The 17,750-nt window shown below is 68.5% G+C and carries 13 protein-coding genes; 1 reads left to right on the plus strand and 12 read right to left on the minus strand.

The window, feature by feature from the left end; translation table 11 throughout:
* Positions 1 to 105: 105 nt before the first annotated feature.
* The 12 genes from ACFWBQ_RS33245 to ACFWBQ_RS33300 all read right to left on the minus strand — a co-directional run bounded on the left by ACFWBQ_RS33245 (position 106) and on the right by ACFWBQ_RS33300 (position 16,561).
* Complete coding sequence (locus ACFWBQ_RS33245) at positions 106 to 1,260, minus strand: hypothetical protein (protein ID WP_385505804.1); 1,155 nt, start codon at positions 1,258 to 1,260, stop codon at positions 106 to 108.
* Between the two features lie 85 nt (positions 1,261 to 1,345).
* On the minus strand, positions 1,346 to 3,271 hold the full coding sequence (locus tag ACFWBQ_RS33250) for a TIGR03960 family B12-binding radical SAM protein (RefSeq protein WP_385505806.1): 1,926 nt from the start codon (positions 3,269 to 3,271) through the stop codon (positions 1,346 to 1,348).
* 51 nt (positions 3,272 to 3,322) lie between these two features.
* Positions 3,323 to 4,849 carry a CHAD domain-containing protein gene (locus ACFWBQ_RS33255; protein ID WP_385505809.1) on the minus strand — a complete coding sequence of 509 codons (1,527 nt, stop codon included), beginning with the start codon at positions 4,847 to 4,849 and terminating at the stop codon, positions 3,323 to 3,325.
* A 50-nt stretch (positions 4,850 to 4,899) separates the two neighbouring features.
* Entirely contained in the window at positions 4,900 to 6,090 is a 1,191-nt protein-coding gene (rodA, locus tag ACFWBQ_RS33260; protein ID WP_385505813.1) for a rod shape-determining protein RodA, read from the minus strand.
* Positions 6,090 to 8,261: a penicillin-binding protein 2 gene (mrdA, locus tag ACFWBQ_RS33265; RefSeq protein WP_385505817.1), complete on the minus strand. Its 2,172-nt coding sequence runs from the start codon at positions 8,259 to 8,261 to the stop codon at positions 6,090 to 6,092. The genes rodA and mrdA overlap by 1 nt, the downstream gene beginning before the upstream one ends.
* Complete coding sequence (mreD, locus tag ACFWBQ_RS33270) at positions 8,258 to 8,920, minus strand: rod shape-determining protein MreD (protein ID WP_385505821.1); 663 nt, start codon at positions 8,918 to 8,920, stop codon at positions 8,258 to 8,260. Before mreD ends, mrdA begins: the two co-directional genes overlap by 4 nt.
* 11 nt (positions 8,921 to 8,931) lie before the next feature.
* A complete protein-coding gene (mreC, locus tag ACFWBQ_RS33275) occupies positions 8,932 to 10,014 on the minus strand; it encodes a rod shape-determining protein MreC (RefSeq protein ID WP_385505824.1) in 1,083 nt (360 codons plus the stop codon).
* 98 nt (positions 10,015 to 10,112) lie between these two features.
* Positions 10,113 to 11,132 (minus strand): rod shape-determining protein, encoded by a 1,020-nt coding sequence (locus ACFWBQ_RS33280; RefSeq protein ID WP_385505830.1) that lies wholly within the window; start codon positions 11,130 to 11,132, stop codon positions 10,113 to 10,115.
* A gap of 292 nt (positions 11,133 to 11,424) precedes the next feature.
* The gene (gene ndk / locus ACFWBQ_RS33285) at positions 11,425 to 11,838 is read right to left on the minus strand and encodes a nucleoside-diphosphate kinase (RefSeq protein WP_329211101.1); all 414 of its coding nucleotides are present in this window, start codon (positions 11,836 to 11,838) and stop codon (positions 11,425 to 11,427) included.
* Between the two features lie 83 nt (positions 11,839 to 11,921).
* Positions 11,922 to 12,290 (minus strand): DUF4233 domain-containing protein, encoded by a 369-nt coding sequence (locus ACFWBQ_RS33290; RefSeq protein ID WP_385505833.1) that lies wholly within the window; start codon positions 12,288 to 12,290, stop codon positions 11,922 to 11,924.
* 3 nt (positions 12,291 to 12,293) lie between these two features.
* Positions 12,294 to 13,817, minus strand: coding sequence for a bifunctional folylpolyglutamate synthase/dihydrofolate synthase (locus tag ACFWBQ_RS33295; RefSeq protein WP_385505835.1), 1,524 nt, complete (start codon positions 13,815 to 13,817; stop codon positions 12,294 to 12,296).
* A gap of 122 nt (positions 13,818 to 13,939) precedes the next feature.
* Positions 13,940 to 16,561, minus strand: a complete 2,622-nt coding sequence (locus ACFWBQ_RS33300; protein ID WP_385505839.1) for a valine--tRNA ligase — start codon at positions 16,559 to 16,561, stop codon at positions 13,940 to 13,942.
* 137 nt (positions 16,562 to 16,698) lie between these two features.
* Between ACFWBQ_RS33300 and ACFWBQ_RS33305 the strand changes: the two genes are divergently transcribed.
* Complete coding sequence (locus ACFWBQ_RS33305) at positions 16,699 to 17,712, plus strand: hypothetical protein (RefSeq protein WP_385505841.1); 1,014 nt, start codon at positions 16,699 to 16,701, stop codon at positions 17,710 to 17,712.
* The last annotated feature ends 38 nt before the right edge of the window (positions 17,713 to 17,750 follow it).

The following is a 17,750-nucleotide window of genomic DNA, read 5'->3' on the forward strand; positions in this document are numbered from 1 at the left end:
GGCCTTCGGGCTGTCGCTTGCCCAGTGGTTCTTCTCCTCGGTGCGGGGCGAACGCGGTGGCGTACCGCCCACGAAGTGCGGGGTGCCCCGGGGTGCCGCTCCGGCTCACCCCCGCTCGACGGTTTTGTCGGCAAGCAGGGAGATCTCTGGTGCGGGCGCCGCGCTGGGGACAGTCGTTGTTCTACCCAGGGTACGCGCAGCAGACCCCTGGAGTTCCCGCACCTCTGTGACCTGCGGCGGTCCCACCAGTGCGCGCCATGCGTCCCGGCGGGCCGTGCGCACGCTCTCGCGGGCCGCGCTCAGCGCACTCCGGACGGCGCGTCCCGCCTCCAGTGCCGCCCGTTCGACCGGTGCCCACACCGCGTCACGTACGAAGTGTCCGACCGGCGTGCACACCGTGCGATAGACCCAGGTCACCGGCGCACCGACCAGGTGCCACGCCAGCCACGCCAGGGCGCGGCCGACGGCCCGGGAGATGTATCCGGCGATCCGCCAGGCGACGCCGACCGCGGCGGCGATCTCCCGGCCGACGGGAGCCAGGACATGCCGGTACACCCAGGCGAGGGGCAGGACGAGCAGCGTCATGATCAGCCAGACAGCGGCAGCCCCGAGGCCCCGCCCGGTGGCGGCGATCCCGCGCCCCAGCTGGGTGAGCACCCACACGATGCCGTGCCCGACCGGGGTGAGCAGGTACCGGTACGTCCAGGCGACAGGCATCACGATCAGGTGCGTGACGAGCCAGTCGGCGGCGACTCCGAGGGGCTTCAGGACGTAGCGCCACAGGCCGACCACCGGCCATGCCAGGAGCACGGTGAACAGCCCGGCAACAGCGGCGCCGACCGCCCGGCCGGCCGGGACGAGCAGCGTGCGGTACACCCATCGCAGCCCGTGCCCGGCCGGGGTGAGGACGGCCCCGTGGAGCCACACCAGCGGGGCGACGATCCCGTAGCGGACGACGGGGACGACGACATACCGCCACAGCCCGATCCAGGGCCACACGAGGACGGCGACGGCCAGCCACGCGAGGGCCCGCCCGACCGGCGTGAGCACGGTGTCGTACAGCCACTCCAGGGCGCGTCCCAGCGGACGCAGCAGCACACGGTCCAGGACCCGCAGCCCCGCGACGAGCACGTCCCAGATCATCCGTACGGGCAGGACCAGGACGAGGACCACGATCCGTACCGGAATCCTGATGAGGGTGGTCAGACAGCCCTCCCCGCCTTCGTACTGCTCGGGCGCCGGCCGCTTGTCGTAGTCCATGCAGTACATGACGCGAAGGCCCGGGCAAGGGTTTCCCCGGCCGGGCCTTCGTCACCGGGCTGTCACCCGGACGGTTGTTTCGGTACTACTTCACCACGGTGAGCGGCAGGAGCTTCTTGCCGGTCGGGCCGATCTGGATGTCCAGGTCGAGCTGCGGGCACACTCCGCAGTCGAAGCAGGGGGTCCAGCGGCAGTCCTCGACCTCGGTCTCGTCGAGCGAGTCCTGCCAGTCCTCCCAGAGCCAGTCCTTGTCGAGGCCGGAGTCCAGGTGGTCCCAGGGCAGGACCTCCTCGTACGTCCGCTCGCGGGTGGTGTACCAGTCGACGTCCACGCCGAATGCGGGCAGCGTCTTCTCGGCGCTCCTCATCCAGAGGTCGTAGCTGAAGTGCTCGCGCCAGCCGTCGAAACGGCCGCCGGACTCGTACACCGCGCGGATCACGGAACCGACCCGGCGGTCGCCCCGGGAGAGCAGCCCCTCGACGATGCCGGGCTTGCCGTCGTGGTAACGGAAGCCGATGGACCGGCCGTACTTCTTGTCGTCGCGGATCTTGTCGCGGAGCTTCTTCAGCCGGGCGTCGGTCTCCTCGACGCCGAGCTGCGGGGCCCACTGGAACGGAGTGTGCGGCTTGGGGACGAAGCCGCCGATGGAGACGGTGCAGCGGATGTCGTTCTGGCCCGAGACCTCGCGGCCCTTGGCGATCACGTTGACCGCCATGTCGCCGATCTGGAGAACGTCGTCGTCCGTCTCGGTGGGCAGGCCGCACATGAAGTACAGCTTCACCTGGCGCCAGCCGTTGCCGTACGCGGTGGCGACCGTGCGGATCAGGTCCTCCTCCGAGACCATCTTGTTGATGACCTTGCGCATGCGCTCGGAGCCGCCCTCGGGGGCGAAGGTGAGACCGGACCTGCGGCCGTTGCGGGTCAGCTCGTTGGCCAGGTCGACGTTGAACGCGTCGACCCGGGTGGAGGGCAGCGAGAGGCCGATCTTGTCGTCGGTGTACCGGTCGGCGAGGCCCTTGGCGATGTCACCGATCTCGGTGTGGTCCGCGGAGGAGAGCGAGAGGAGGCCGACCTCCTCGAAACCGGTGGCCTTGAGGCCCTTCTCGACCATTTCGCCGATGCCGGTGATGCTTCGCTCCCGCACGGGGCGCGTGATCATGCCGGCCTGGCAGAAACGGCAGCCGCGGGTGCAGCCGCGGAAGATCTCCACCGACATCCGCTCGTGGACGGTCTCGGCGAGGGGCACGAGGGGCTGCTTCGGGTACGGCCATTCGTCGAGGTCCATGACCGTGTGCTTGGACACCCGCCACGGCACGCCGGACTTCTTGGGCACGACACGGCCGATGCGGCCGTCGGGAAGGTACTCGACCTCGTAGAAGCCGGGGACGTACACCCCGCCGGTCTTCGCCAGGCGGAAGAGCACCTCTTCGCGGCCACCGGGCCGGCCCTCGGCCTTCCAGGCGCGGATGATCTCGGTGATCTCCAGGACGGCCTGCTCGCCGTCGCCGATGACCGCACAGTCGATGAAGTCCGCGATCGGCTCGGGGTTGAACGCGGCGTGGCCGCCCGCCAGCACGATCGGGTGATCGACGGTGCGGTCCTTGGACTCCAGGGGAATGCCCGCGAGGTCCAGGGCGGTGAGCATGTTGGTGTAGCCCAGCTCGGTGGAGAAGCTCAGTCCGAACACGTCGAACGCGCCGACGGGGCGGTGGCTGTCCACGGTGAACTGGGGCACCTTGTGCTCGCGCATGAGCTCTTCGAGGTCCGGCCAGACGCTGTACGTGCGCTCGGCGAGGACGCCTTCGCGCTCGTTGAGCACCTCGTAAAGGATCATGACGCCCTGGTTGGGGAGTCCGACCTCGTAGGCGTCCGGGTACATGAGTGCCCAGCGGACGTCGCATTCGTCCCACGGTTTGACGGTGGAGTTCAGCTCACCGCCGACGTACTGAATGGGCTTCTGCACATGCGGGAGCAGAGCTTCGAGCTGTGGGAAGACCGACTCGGCAGACATCTGAGGACCTTCGTGAGCTGGCAGGGGTGACCATCCAGCGTACCCCGGCACTCAGCCCTTCAACGCCGCGCGGAGTCCGGGCTCCGACGCCCGCGCCCAGACCTCGGGCAGCTCGCGTTCCCGGTCGGCCGCCGCGGCCTCCTCCTGTCCGTACAGCAGGCCCCAGGTGAAGGCGGACTCCCCCGCCCCGTGGGCCTGGGAGGCCAGCGTGCGCAGGGCGTCCCGGGCCACGACGCTGTCCTGGTGGTCGCCGAGGACCGACTGCACCGCTTTCATCTTTTTGGCGAACTTCTTGGCGGGCTTGCCCAGCGCGGGCCGTGCGGCCTCTCCTGCGTACCGGACACGTTTCGCGGCCTTACGAGCCTCGTGCATGGCAAGGTCCCGGTCGTGGCCCGGGGGCTGCTCCAGTGCGTGGCCGATGCGGGTGGCGAGGCGTTCGTAGTCCTTGAGCACGGCGCGGGGCAAGACATCCCCCGGGTTCCGGGCGGCGTCGGGCCGCAGGGGCGGGTCGGCGAGGAGGGCGTCGAGGGACTCCAGGAGGGCCAGGTAGCGATCCCCGTCGAGCGCGGAGACGACCCGGCGCCGTGCCCCGGTACTCCCGGCGACCCGGGACAGTTGCAGCCGAGCACTCACAGGGCCCAGGACCAGGATGTCCGGCAGCCCGGCGACGCGGGAGCGGAGCCGTTCGTCGAGGACTTCCTGGTCGCGGTCGACCCCGAGCTCGGCGGCGAGCCACTTCAGCTCGTCGCGGAGCGGGTCGGTGACGGCCCGGTCGAGGATCTTGCGGTACGTCCTGAAGGCGCTGCGCAGCCGTCGGGTGGCGACCCGCATGCGGTGCACGGAGTCGGGCAGGTCACGGCGTACTGCGGGGTCGAGCTCGATGACGGCGGTGATCTGACGGTGTACGTAGGCGAGTACGTGGCCGCCCGCGTCGTGCGGGGATGCCCTCTTCTTCGTCTGCCGCGGCTTCTCCGGGTCCGTCTCGGCCAGCGCCCTGGCGAGCTTGGAGGGTGCTGCCGAGGGGAGCACGCCTGCCTTGAGCAGCCGGCGCTCGACGGCGTCGAGGACGGCGGGGTCGCCGTCGTCGGCCAGCTCGACCTCCATCTCGGTCCAGGCCGAGGTGGTGCCGTGGCCCTCTTCGGTGAGGCGCTCGGCGAGAACCTCGTCGATGCTCAGTTCGGCGAGCAGGACGCCGTCCTCGTCGAGGAGATGGTGGATGTCACGTGCGGAGAGGATCCGGACGACGGGGCTCACCGCGGTGTTCCGTACACGGGAGCGGAGGAGTCCGGTGAGGTCGGGCGGCAGGTCGTCGGTGAGCGGGGCCTGGATCTCGTCGCGGATGCCGGCCGAGACGGGGATCTTGAGGTGCCATCCGGCGTCGTCACCGCCGGTCCGGCGTCGCAGCGTGAGGGAGCCGGCTGCCAGCCGGAAGTCCTCGGTGTCGTAGTAGACGGCGTCGAGTTCCGTCAGGCCGCGGTGGACGACGGCCGAAACACCGGCCGCACGGGTCAGATCCGGCAGCCGGGTTTCGGGAGTCGCTTCGTACTTTCGCTCGACCTCACGCTTCGAGTCCGCCATAGGACGAATCTATCCGCGATCGGCGCGATCGTGCAGGGTCGCAGCATTACTCAGGCCGTTATCGGCCGCTGAACCCTGATCGACTGGAGCAGCCCGATCGCCACCCATACGGCGAACATCGATGATCCTCCGTAGGACACGAACGGCAGCGGGAGTCCCGCCACCGGCATGATGCCGAGGGTCATTCCGATGTTCTCGAAGGACTGGAAGGCGAACCAGGCGATGATGCCGGCGGCGACGATCGTTCCGTAGAGCTCGCTCGTCTCGCGGGCGATCCGGCAGGCGCGCCACAGGACGATGCCGAGCAGGACGATGATCAGACCGGCACCGAGGAAGCCGAGCTCTTCGCCCGCGACCGTGAAGACGAAGTCGGTCTGCTGTTCGGGCACGAACTGACCCGTGGTCTGGGAGCCCTTGAAGAGCCCGGTGCCGCTGAGCCCGCCGGAACCGATGGCGATGCGGGCCTGGTTGGTGTTGTAGCCGACACCGGCCGGGTCCAGCGCCGGATTGGCGAAGGCCGCGAAGCGGGCGATCTGGTAGTCGTCGAGCAGGCCGAGCTGCCAGATGGCGACGGCTCCCGTCGTCCCGGCGCCGAGGAGTCCGAAGACCCAGCGGTTGGACGCTCCGGAGGCGAGCAGGACGCCCAGCACGATGACAGCCATGACCATGACGGAGCCGAGGTCGGGCATCAGCATGACGACGGCCATCGGGACGAGCGCCAGGCCGAGCGCCTTGGCGACGGTCCGGTGGTCGGGATGCAGCTGGTCGCCCGCGTCGACCCGGGCGGCGAGCAGCATCGCCATGCCCAGGATGATCGTGATCTTGGTGAATTCGGAGGGCTGGAGCGAGAAGCCGCCACCGATGATGATCCAGGCGTGCGCGCCGTTGACGGTGGCACCGAGCGGTGTGAGGACCGCCAGGACGAGAAGCACCGAGAGGCCGTAGAGGACCGGGACGGCTCCCCGCAGGGTGCGGTGGCCGAGCCAGATCGTGCCGACCATCAGAGCCACACCGATGCCGGTGTTGAGGGCGTGCCGGAACAGGAAGTAGTACGGGTCGCCGTGGGTGAGCGAGTCACGGCCGCGGGTCGCCGACCAGACGAGGAGCGAGCCGATGAAGGACAGCGCGAGCGCCGAGCCGAGCAGGGGCCAGTCCAGCCGCCGGACGACGGAGTCGCGCGCGGTGAGCTTGGCCCAGGAGGAGCGTTCGGGGGCGTAGCGCGAGACGGAGAAGCCGGCCATCAGTCCCGCCTCCCCGGCACTCCGGCGAGTGCGAGTGCCTGTGTGCCCTCCTCGGCGGGGGGCTCGGGGGTGTACGGCTTGATCTTCGGGGTGTCGATCGAACCGTCCGGCTGGATCTTCGGCAGGGCCTTCTGGGGCTTGGGCAGCAGCGCCTTCTTCAGGTCCTGCTTTCCGGCGGCGTCGAGTCCGTAGAGCGCGTTGTAGATGTTGCGCACGGCGGGGCCCGAGGCGCCGGAGCCCGTACCGCCCTGGGAGATCGTCATGACGATCGAGTAGTCCTTGGTGTACGTGGCGAACCAGGAGGTCGTCTGCTTGCCGTAGACCTCGGCCGTGCCTGTCTTGGCGTGCATCGGGATCTTGTCCTGGGGCCAGCCACCGAATCGCCAGGCGGCGCTGCCCCGGGTCGCGACTCCCGCGAGGGCTTCGTCTATCTTGTCGCGGGTTTCGCCCTTGAAGGGCAGCTTGCCGTGCGCCTGGGGCTTGATCTCCTGGACCGTCCTGCCGTCGCCGCTCACGACGGCCTTGCCCACGGTCGGGTCGTAGAGCGTGCCGCCGTTGGAGATCGCGGCGTAGATGGTCGCCATCTGGATCGGGGTGACGAGGGTGTCGCCCTGACCGATCGAGTAGTTGACGGAGTCACCGGCGCGCATCTTGTAGCCCTCGAGGCAGCCTTCGTACGCGATCTTCTCGACGTACGTGCCGTCCTTCTTGCCCTGCTTGCACCAGGAAGCCTTGTTGGCGTCGTAGAAGTTCTGCTTCCACTGACGGTCGGGGACACGGCCGGAGACCTCGTTGGGGAGGTCGATGCCGGTCTCCTTGCCGAGGCCGAACTGGTGCGCGGTCTTGTAGAACCAGTCGTTGGTGTTCTTCTTCGGCTTGTTCCCGCCGTCCCTCTGCCACTCCCTGTGCGCGAGGCCGTAGTAGACGGTGTCGCAGGAGACCTCCAGGGCACGGCCGATGCTGATGCTGCCGTAGCCCTGGGACTCGAAGTTCTTGAAGACCTGGCCGCCGACGGAGTACGAGCTCGGGCACGGGTAGTTGCCGTCGAAGTCGTATCCGGCGTTGACCGCGGCGGTCGAGGAGATGACCTTGAAGATCGACCCGGGGGCAGCGGTGCCCTGGATGGCACGGTTCAGCAGCGGGAAGTTGGACTTCTTGCCGGTGAGCTTCGCGTAGTCCTTGGCGGAGATACCGCCGATCCAGGCGTTGGGGTCATAGCTCGGCAGGGAGGCCATCGAGACGATGCGGCCCGTCTTGGCCTCCATGACGACGACGGCACCGGAGTCCGCCTTGTAGAGCTCGTTGGTGTTGCGGTCCATCTCCTTGCGGGCCGTCTCCATCGCCTTGTTGAGCTCGTACTCGGCGACGGCCTGGACACGGGCGTCGATGGAGGTGACAACGCTGGCGCCGGGCTCCGCCTCGTCGTTCTTCGCCTCACCGATGACGCGACCGAGGTTGTCGACCTCGTAGCGGGTGACGCCCGCCTTGCCGCGCAGCTCCTTGTCGTACGTGCGCTCCAGTCCGGACCGGCCTACCTGGTCGGAGCGGAGGTAGGGCGATTCGGAGTCCTGGGCCTTGGTGACCTCTTCGTCGGTGACGGGCGAGAGATAACCGAGCACCTGGGCGGTGTTGGCCTTGCCGGGCGCGGCGTAACGGCGTACGGCGGTGGGTTCGGCGGTGATGCCGGGAAAGTCCTCGGCACGCTCACGGATCTGCAGGGCCTGCTGGGTGGTGGCCTCGTCGGTGACCGGGATCGGCTGGTAGGGCGAACCGTTCCAGCAGGGCTGCGGGGTCTTCGAGTCGCAGAGCCGGACCTTGTCCAGGACGTCCTTGGGCTTCATGTCCAGGACGCCGGCGAGCCGGGTGAGGACGCCGATGCCGTCGTCCTTCATCTTCATCAGCTCGGTGCGGCTGGCGGAGACGACGAGGCGGGTCTCGTTGTCGGCGAGGGGTACGCCGCGCGCGTCGAGGATGGAGCCGCGGACGGCGGGCTGTACGACCTGCTGCACGTGGTTGTTCTTGGCTTCGTCGGTGTACTCCTGGCCGTTGCGGATCTGGAGGTACCAGAGCCGGCCGCCGAGCGTCAGGAGCAGGGAGAAGACGAGGACCTGGATGACGACGAGACGGATCTGGACCCGCTGGGTCCGGCCCGTCTCCGGAATATTGCTCACAGTCGCTTGACCCCCTTGATCCTTCCTGCACGTGCGGCGCGATTGCGGGCGGCCTTGATGCGCAGTCCGCCCCGCTGGCTGCCGACACGCAGCCCGGTGCCCGAGGCCAGCCAGCCCGCGGCGACATCGCCGCCGCCGGAACTGTCGGCGATCGGGTCGTTCTCGGTGCGTCTGGCGAGGGCCATGATCAGCGGAACGGTGAACGGCGCGAGGAGCAGGTCGTACACGGCGGCGGTGAACAGCAGGCTTCCCAGGCCGACATGGCGGGCAGCCGTGTCATCGACGAGGGCGCCGACACCGGCGTAGAGCAGGGTCGACCCGATGGCCGCGGCGACGACGACGGCCATCGGGGCGAAGGCCGACTTGAGCTGGCCGTTCTCGGGCCGGGCCAGACCGGCGAGGTATCCGATGACGCAGAGCACCAGGGCGTAGCGCCCGGCGGCGTGGTCGGCGGGCGGGGCCAGGTCGGCGAGGAGGCCCGCGCCGAAGCCGATGAGTGCGCCGCTGACGTGCCCGTACACGAAGGCGAGTCCGAGCACGACGAGCAGCAGCAGGTCGGGGGTGGCGCCGGGGAGCTGGAGGCGGGCCAGTATGGAGACCTGGACGACGAGGGCGACCACGACCAGGGTGACGGAGAGCAGAGTCCGGTTGAAGGGCATGGGGATCAGCTCTATTCCTGCTCGTCTGCCGCGTTACCGGCGTTCGGGTCGGCATTGCCGGATGCGTTCGGATCGGCATTGCCGGGTGCGTTCGCATCGGCGTTCCCGGTCGTGTCGGCATCGGGCTTCTCGTTGACGTTCCCGACGACCTTGCCGCTGCCGTCGACGAGGTCGCCGTTCGGCTGGACCGTGACGGTGACGGTCGGGGTGGGCTTCGGCTTCTCCGGCTTCTTGGGCTGCTTCGGCAGCACCATGTCGCGGGGGTCCTCACGGGGTGCCTGGACGACGATGCCGACGATGTCGAGCTTGGTGAAGCCGACGAACGGGCGGACGTAGACGGTCCTTGTCAGGTCGCCGCCCGACGGATCCACGCGGACCACTTCGCCGACCGGGACGCCGGGGACGAAGGGCTTGTCCTTGCTGGATCCGAAGGTGACCAGCCGGTCGCCCTTCTTGACCTCCGCCTTGCCATTGAGGAACTGGACCGACAGCGGCCGGGAGCCCTGTCCGGTGGCGAAGCCGAGCTCGTCGGTCTTCTCCATCCGGGTGCCGACGGTGAAGTCGGGGTCGTTGGCCAGCAGGACGGTCGCGGTGTTCGGACCGACGGTGGTGACGCGGCCGACGAGCCCCTCACCGTTGAGTACGGTCATGTCGCGCTTGACGCCGTCGTTGGATCCCGCGTCGATGGTGATCGTCCAGGAGAAGCCCTGGGCCGCTCCTATGGCGATGACCTCGGCGCCCTTGATGCCGTACTGCCCTGCCCCGGCGGCCTTGAGCATGGTGTCGAGCTGGCGGACCTTGCTGCTGTTGCGGTCGTCGCTGCCGAGCTTCGCCTTCAGTGCGGCGTTCTCCTGCTCCAGGGCTGCGATCCGGTCGTGGCGTTCGCCGGAGTCCCGTACGGCACCGATGGCGTTGCCCACCGGGTCCACCGCCGCCGCGACGCCGTTCTCGACCGGTCCGAAGACCGTGGCGGCGGCCTGCCGGGCGCCATCCACCGGCGACTCCTCACCACCGCGGATATCCACCGTGATCAGGGCGAATGCGATGGCGATCAGCAGCACCAGGAGCAGCCGGCTCTCTCGTGTGTCCCTCACGTGCGGCGGCCGTGCCTTCCTCGTCGGAATGTTGGTGCCTGTATATCAACGTTCCGCCGTACGGGGGCGGCAGCGCCCGTACGGCGGAACGTCGGGTTCTACCGTCGGGGCTGGGCGTCCAGCACCTGCTGGAGCGCCTCGAACTCCTCGACGCACTTGCCGGATCCGAGTGCCACCGAGTCCAGCGGGTCCTCGGCGATGTGGATCGGCATACCCGTCTCGTGACGCAGCCGCTCGTCGAGACCGCGCAGGAGCGCGCCGCCGCCGGTGAGGACGATGCCGCGGTCCATGATGTCGCCGGAGAGCTCCGGCGGGCACTTGTCGAGCGTCGTCTTCACGGCGTCGACGATCGCGTTGACCGGCTCCTCGATGGCCTTGCGGACCTCCGTGTCCGAGATGACCACGGTCTTGGGCAGTCCGGAGACCAGGTCGCGTCCGCGGATCTCCGTGTGCTCTTCCTTCTGCAGGTCGAACGCCGAGCCGATCGTGATCTTGATCTGTTCTGCGGTGCGCTCACCGAGGAGGAGCGAGTACTCCTTCTTGATGTGCTGGATGATCGCGTTGTCCAGCTCGTCACCGGCGACCCTGATCGACTGGGCAGTGACGATTCCGCCGAGCGAGATCACGGCGACCTCGGTGGTGCCGCCACCGATGTCGACGACCATGTTGCCGGTGGCCTCGTGGACCGGCAGGCCGGAGCCGATGGCCGCGGCCATGGGCTCCTCGATGATGTGCACCTGGCGGGCACCGGCCTGCGTCGACGCCTCGATGACGGCGCGTCGCTCAACCCCTGTGATGCCGGAGGGCACACAGACGACAACCCGCGGGCGGGCCAGGTAGCGGCGCTTGTGGATCTTGAGGATGAAGTAGCGGAGCATGCGCTCCGTGATCTCGAAGTCGGCGATCACGCCGTCCTTCAGAGGCCGTACGGCAACGATGTTGCCCGGCGTACGGCCGATCATCTTCTTGGCCTCGGAGCCGACCGCCAGGATGCCGCCGGTGTTGGTGTTGATGGCCACGACGGACGGCTCGTTCAGGACGATGCCGCGCCCCCTGACGTACACCAGCGTGTTGGCAGTCCCGAGGTCGATAGCCATGTCACGGCCGATGAACGACATTGAGTTCCCCTTGTTCCCCATGAGGATGCGTCGGGCCTTCCCAAGAAGCGAAAAATGGCTTGTTCAGGTAGGCGAGGGTTGGCGCTGCGGGCGTGGAAGCTTCCATCGTAGTGCCGTTAGCACGGACACAGCGCGAGGGTCCTTCGCCAATGTGAGCGGAACGGCTGCCCGTTCCACCCATGGTGACGTTACGTCGGAGGGATGCGTTCCCGCGATCCGTAACCCTATGCCGAAGGGCGACCGAATTCCTTCGGTCGCCCCAGGTCATGAGCGCTGATTGGCCGAGCCGACGTCAGGAAAGTCCGGGGAAGAACAGCTTCAGTTCTCGCTCTGCGGACTCCTCGGAGTCCGAGGCGTGGATGAGGTTTTCCCGGGTGACCGTCCCGAAGTCACCACGGATCGAGCCGGGCGCGGCGGCGATCGGGTCCGTGGGTCCTGCCAGGGCGCGAACACCCTCGATGATCCGCTCACCTTCGGCCACGAGAGCGACGACGGGGCCGGAGGCCATGAACTCGACGAGCGGCTCGTAGAACGGGCGGCCCTTGTGCTCGCCGTAGTGCTGCTCCAGGGTCTCCTGGTCGAGCGTACGCAGCTCCAGCGCGGTGATCGTCCAGCCGGCCTTGCGTTCGATGCGGCCGACGATCTCGCCGATCAGCCCACGCCTGACGGCATCCGGCTTGAGAAGGACGAGGGTGCGCTGAGTCATGTGCGGCTCCTTGCAGACTGCGGGTGCGGTGAAGCGAGATTACAGGGGTACGGGAACGGGCCGACGGGCGGGTTTACGCTGCGTCATCCTCCGGCCGGCGCCTGTGCGCTCTCCTGCGCCTCGGCCTGCGCCGCCCACCGCGCCTTCGCCTCGTCAATCTTGCGGCCGTAGTGCACCGAGGCCCACCACAGCGCCCCGAAGACCAGGCCGAGGATGAACATCATCGGGACGACGAAGCCGCTCAGCACCAGGACGATCTGCAGCGCCCAGCCGAGCTGTATGCCACCGGGGCGGGTGATCACACCACAGAGCAGGACGGACAGCAGCATGCCGATGCCGCAGACCGTCCAGACCGTGGCCATGGACATGTCGTCGGACTTCATCGCAACGAGTCCGGCGAAGCCGATCACGAAGAACTCGCCGATCAGCGTCGATGCACAGAGCGTACGCACAGGTCAGCGCCTTCCCAGGAGCAGCCGGGCCTCGCCGACCGTGATCACGGATCCGGTCACCAGGACTCCGGCGCCCGCATACTCCGCGTCTTCCTCGGCGAGGGTGATGGCGGCCTCCAGCGCATCGTCGAGGCGGGGCTCGACCTGCACACGGTCGTTGCCGAAGACCTCGACGGCCACCGCGGCCAGCTCGTCCGAGTCCATCGCGCGAGGGCTGGAGTTCTGGGTGACGACGACCTCGGCGAAGATCGGTTCGAATCCTTCGAGAAGCCCCCGGACGTCCTTGCCCTCGCTGGCGCCGACGACCCCGATGAGCCGGGAGAAGCTGAACGCCTCGGAGATCCCCTCGGAGGCGGCACGCGCACCGGCCGGGTTGTGGGCCGCGTCCAGGACGACGGTCGGGCTGGACCGTACGACTTCGAGCCTGCCCGGCGAGAGCACCGCGAGGAAGGCCTTGCGGACCGCTTCGATGTCGAGGCTGCGGGCCTGCTCGGCGCCGATGCCGAAGAACGCCTCGACGGCGGCGAGCGCCACCACGGCGTTGTGCGCCTGATGGGCGCCGTACAGCGGGAGGAAGACGTCCTCGTACTCTCCCCCGAGGCCCCGGAGCGTCAGCAGCTGGCCGCCGACCGCGACCTCACGGGAGACGATGCCGAACTCCATGCCCTCGCGGGCCACCGTGGCGTCCACCTCGACGGCCTTCTTCAGCATGACCTGCGCGGCGTCGACCGGCTGCTGGGCCAGGATCACCGTCGCACCCTGCTTGATCACTCCGGCCTTCTCGCCCGCGATCTCGGCGGGGGTGGAGCCGAGGCGGTCGGTGTGGTCCAGGGAGATGGGGGTGACGACGGCGACCGAGGCGTCGATGACGTTGGTCGCGTCCCAGGTGCCGCCCATGCCGACCTCGACCACCGCGACGTCGACCGGCGCGTCGGCGAAGGCCGCGTAGGCCATGCCCGTCAGCACCTCGAAGAACGAAAGCCGGTACTCCTGCTGGGCGTCGATCATTTCGACGTACGGCTTGATGTCCTCGTATGTCTCGATGAAGCGCTCGGCCTCGATCGGGGTGCCGTCCAGGCTGATCCGCTCGGTGATCGACTGGACGTGCGGAGAGGTGTAGCGGCCGGTGCGCAGCTCGAAGGCGTTGAGCAGGGCCTCGATCATGCGGGCCGTGCTGGTCTTGCCGTTCGTCCCCGTGATGTGGATCGAGGGGTAGGCGCGCTGCGGCTCGCCGAGCACGTCCATCAGTGCCGCGATGCGTGTCACCGACGGTTCGAGCTTGGTCTCGCCCCAGCGTCCGGCGAGCTCCTGCTCCACGGCGCGCAGCGCCTTGTCGATCTCGGGGTCGGTGGGACGGGCGGGGACCGCGTCGCCCTGGGGCGGTCCCGACTGGGTGCGCAGCGTGCGGCTCCCTGCCTCGATCACCGCCAGGTCGGGGTCGCGCTGGGTCGCTTCGTCGACGATCTCCTCAAAGGTGTCGTCGGACTCTGACGCGTCGTGCCGGTCTGAAGGGCGGGGCTCACTCACAGGGCCAGTCTACGGATGGGCACCGACAACGCGCGCAGCGCCCGGCGGCAGAGTGCCGACAGCACAGCGAAACCCCCGCTCCCCCGGTCGGTCGGGGGTGCGGGGGCTTCGCCCTCAGGTCATCAGCTCTGCGGCAGATTCGCCAGCTGAGCGGTGATCCGCTCGATGTCGGCCTCGGCCTTCGCGAGCCGGCCGCGGATCTTGTCGACCACGTTGTCAGGTGCCTTGCCCAGGAATGCCTCGTTGTTGAGCTTCCCGTTGGCCTGCGCCTTCTCCTTCTCGGCAGCGCCGAGGTCCTTCGTCAGGCGCTTGCGCTCGGCCTCGACGTCGATCGTGCCGGAGAGGTCCAGGGCAACCGTGGCTCCCGCGACCGGCAGCGTCGCCGTGGCGTGGAAGCCGTCACCGGCGGGCTGCAGACGCAGCAGCTGCCGGATGGCCGCCTCGTGCGGGGCGAGCGCCGTGCCGGTCAGAGTGAGCTCGGCCGGGACCTTCTGGCCGGGCTGCAGGCCCTGGTCGGAGCGGAACCGGCGGACCTCGGTGACCACCTGCTGGACGAGCTCGATCTCCTTCTCGGCCGCGTCGTCGCGGAAGCCGGAGTCCTCGGGCCAGTCGGCGACGACAAGGGACTCGCCACCGGTGAGAGTCGTCCACAGCTGCTCCGTGACGAACGGAACGATCGGGTGCAGGACCCGCAGCGTCACGTCGAGGACCTCACCGAGGACCCGGGCGGACACCTTGGCCTGCTCGCCGCCCGCGAAGAACGTCGTCTTGGACAGCTCGACGTACCAGTCGAAGACCTCGTCCCACGCGAAGTGGTAGAGCGACTCGCTGAGCTTGGCGAACTGGAAGTCGTCGTAGAACGCGTCGACTTCGGCGACCGTCGCGTTGAGACGCGACAGGATCCAGCGATCGGTCGCGGACATCTGCTCGACGGGAGGCAGCGGGCCCTCGACGGTCGCGCCGTTCATCATCGCGAAGCGGGTCGCGTTCCAGATCTTGTTGGCGAAGTTGCGGGACGCCTGGACCCAGTCCTCGCCGATCGGGACGTCGGCGCCCGGGTTGGCACCCTTGGCGAGGGTGAAGCGGACGGCGTCGGAGCCGTAGTTGTCCATCCAGTCGAGCGGATCGACGGCGTTGGGGTTGGACTTGGACATCTTCTTGCCGAACTCGTCGCGGACGAGGCCGGTCAGCGCAACGGTCTTGAACGGCACTTCGCCGTCCATCGCGTACAGACCGAACATCATCATCCGGACGACCCAGAAGAAGATGATGTCGTGCCCGGTGACCAGGACATCGGTCGAGTAGAACTTCTTGAGGTCCGGAGTCTCCTCGGGCCAGCCGAGCGTGGAGAAGGGCCACAGTCCGGAGGAGAACCACGTGTCGAGGACATCGGGGTCCTGGGTCCAGCCGTCACCGCTCGGCGGCTCCTCGTCGGGTCCGACGCAGACGACCTCGCCCGCCGGCCCGTACCAGACCGGAATGCGGTGCCCCCACCAGAGCTGGCGCGAGATGCACCAGTCGTTGAGGTTGTCGACCCAGTCGAAGTACCGCTTCTCCATGTCCTTCGGGTGGAGCTCGACGCGACCGTCACGGACTGCGTCGCCCGCGGCCCCGGCGAGCGTCTCGACCTTGACCCACCACTGAAGTGACAGACGCGGTTCGACGGTCGTCTTGCAGCGCGAGCAGTGACCCACGGAGTGGACGTAGGGGCGCTTCTCGGCGACGACACGGCCCTGCTCGCGCAGGGCGGCGACGATCGCGGAGCGTGCCTCGAAGCGGTCGAGCCCCTGGAACGGGCCGTGGACCGTGATGACCCCGCGCTCGTCCATGATCGTCATGGACTCCAGGCCGTGCCGCTGGCCGATCGCGAAGTCGTTCGGGTCATGGGCGGGCGTGACCTTGACGGCGCCGGTACCGAACTCCGGGTCGACGTGGTGGTCGGCGACGACGGGGATCGTACGGTCGGTCAGCGGCAGCTTGATCCGCTTGCCGATGAGGTGCGCGTACCGCTCGTCGTCGGGGTGGACGGCGACCGCCGTGTCACCGAGCATCGTCTCGACACGCGTGGTGGCGACCACGAGTGTCTCGTCGCCCTCGCCGTATTTCAGCGAGACCAGCTCGCCGTCGTCGTCCTGATAGTCGACCTCGATGTCGGAGATCGCGGTCAGACAGCGCGGGCACCAGTTGATGATGCGCTCGGCGCGGTAGATCAGCTCGTCGTCGTACAGCTTCTTGAAGATGGTCTGGACGGCCTTGGACAGGCCCTCGTCCATGGTGAACCGCTCGCGGGACCAGTCGAGGCCGGCACCGAGACGGCGCAGCTGACCGAGGATCCGGCCGCCGAACTCTTCCTTCCACTGCCACACACGCTCGGTGAACTGCTCACGTCCCAGATCCTGACGGGACTTGCCCTCTTCCGCGAGCTGCTGCTCGACCTTGTTCTGGGTGGCGATCCCGGCGTGGTCCATGCCGGGCAGCCACAGGGTCTCGAAGCCCTGCATGCGCTTGCGCCGGGTCAGCGCGTCCATGAGCGTGACCTGGAAGGCGTGTCCCAGGTGGAGCGCCCCGGTGACGTTGGGCGGCGGGATGACGATCGTGTACGGGGGCTTCTCGCTGTCCGGGTCGGCCGTGAAGTAACCGCGCTCTACCCAGCGCTCGTACAGCTTCCCCTCTACCTCGGCCGGCGCGTACTGGGTCGGCAGTTCGGGGGTGCTGGCTGGCTGCTGCGAAGGGTTCTCGGTCACGCGCCACAGTTTAGGCCCGTCACAGTCGTGCACTGAAACCGGTTTGTTCAGTAACGGTGTACGGCTCGATGCCCCATGTCAGGGCCGCTTCCGTCAGGATGTTCGCAACGCATAAGCATTCTGGAGGGGACAGCCCAATGAGCTACAACCAGCCGGGCCCGTACGGCGGTCAGCCGCCGCAGGGCCAGCCCGGACCCTACGGCCAGCAGCCGGGCCCGTACGGCGGTCAGCCGCCGCAGGGCCCGCCGCAGGGCCCGCCGCAGGGCCCGCCGCAGGGCCAGCCCGGTTACGGCTACCCGCAGCAGGCCCCCCAGGGTGTCCCGCCGCAGCAGCCCCCGCAGGGCTACGGCTACCCGCAGGCCCAGCAGCCGGGCCCGTACGGCCAGCAGCCGCCCACACCCCCGTACGGCGGCCAGCAGGCGTACGGCGGTCAGGTGCCTCCGGCCGCGCCGAAGAAGAAGACCGGCCTGATCATCGGCTCGGCCGTTGTGGCACTGGCGGTCGTCGCGGGCGGGGTGTACTTCTTCACCTCGGGCGGCGGAAGCAGCAACAGCGACGTGGCGGACTCCACCAAGGGCTACAAGCTGACGCCGGCCGCCTCGGTGGACGACTTCAAGAAGGACACGTCCAGTTCAGCACCCTCGGGTCCGATGACCGGCAAGGACAAGGCCGAAGCCGAGGCCGCCGGGATCAAGAACCCGTCGGAGGCGGGCGCCCAGTACGTGAGCGGTGACATGGCGAAGAACCCGCTCACCACGAAGATGCTCATCCTCGCCGGTGCCTGGGGTGAGATCGACGACCCTGCCTCGACCATCGACGGCTTCTTCAAGAACGCCGAGAAGGAGGCGACGCAGGACGAGGACATGACGGGCTCGCTGGTGGGCAGCCCCAAGAGCGTCACTCCGTCCGGCTTCGAAGGCGCGCTGATGAAGTGCCAGAACATGAAGATCGTCAATGAGAAGGCCGACGGTACGGCGGCCAACGGCCCCAAGGAAATGATCATGCCGGTCTGCGTCTGGGCCGACTACAGCACGGTCAGTGCCGTGATCGGCTTCGACATCGGTGGCGCCATGACGAACAAGCCCATGTCCCAGGACGAGACGGCGGCCCTCGCCGCGAAGCTGTACAACACCTCACGCACCAAGATCTGAACCCCGCACGCCGAAGGGGCGCCCGGCCAGTGGCCGGG

The organism is Streptomyces sp. NPDC060035, from assembly GCF_042736635.1.
In the GTDB taxonomy this organism is placed as follows: Bacteria; Actinomycetota; Actinomycetes; order Streptomycetales; family Streptomycetaceae; genus Streptomyces.

Excerpts from the sequence above, each read along its gene's own strand:
- ACFWBQ_RS33245 (WP_385505804.1), bottom strand. The coding sequence starts at position 1,260 with ATGGACTACGACAAGCGGCCGGCGCCCGAGCAGTACGAAGGCGGGGAG.
- ACFWBQ_RS33250 (WP_385505806.1), bottom strand. The coding sequence starts at position 3,271 with ATGTCTGCCGAGTCGGTCTTCCCACAGCTCGAAGCTCTGCTCCCGCAT.
- ACFWBQ_RS33255 (WP_385505809.1), bottom strand. The coding sequence starts at position 4,849 with ATGGCGGACTCGAAGCGTGAGGTCGAGCGAAAGTACGAAGCGACTCCC.
- rodA (WP_385505813.1), bottom strand. The coding sequence starts at position 6,090 with ATGGCCGGCTTCTCCGTCTCGCGCTACGCCCCCGAACGCTCCTCCTGG.
- mreD (WP_385505821.1), bottom strand. The coding sequence starts at position 8,920 with ATGCCCTTCAACCGGACTCTGCTCTCCGTCACCCTGGTCGTGGTCGCC.
- ACFWBQ_RS33280 (WP_385505830.1), bottom strand. The coding sequence starts at position 11,132 with ATGTCGTTCATCGGCCGTGACATGGCTATCGACCTCGGGACTGCCAAC.
- ndk (WP_329211101.1), bottom strand. The coding sequence starts at position 11,838 with ATGACTCAGCGCACCCTCGTCCTTCTCAAGCCGGATGCCGTCAGGCGT.
- ACFWBQ_RS33305 (WP_385505841.1), top strand. The coding sequence starts at position 16,699 with ATGAGCTACAACCAGCCGGGCCCGTACGGCGGTCAGCCGCCGCAGGGC.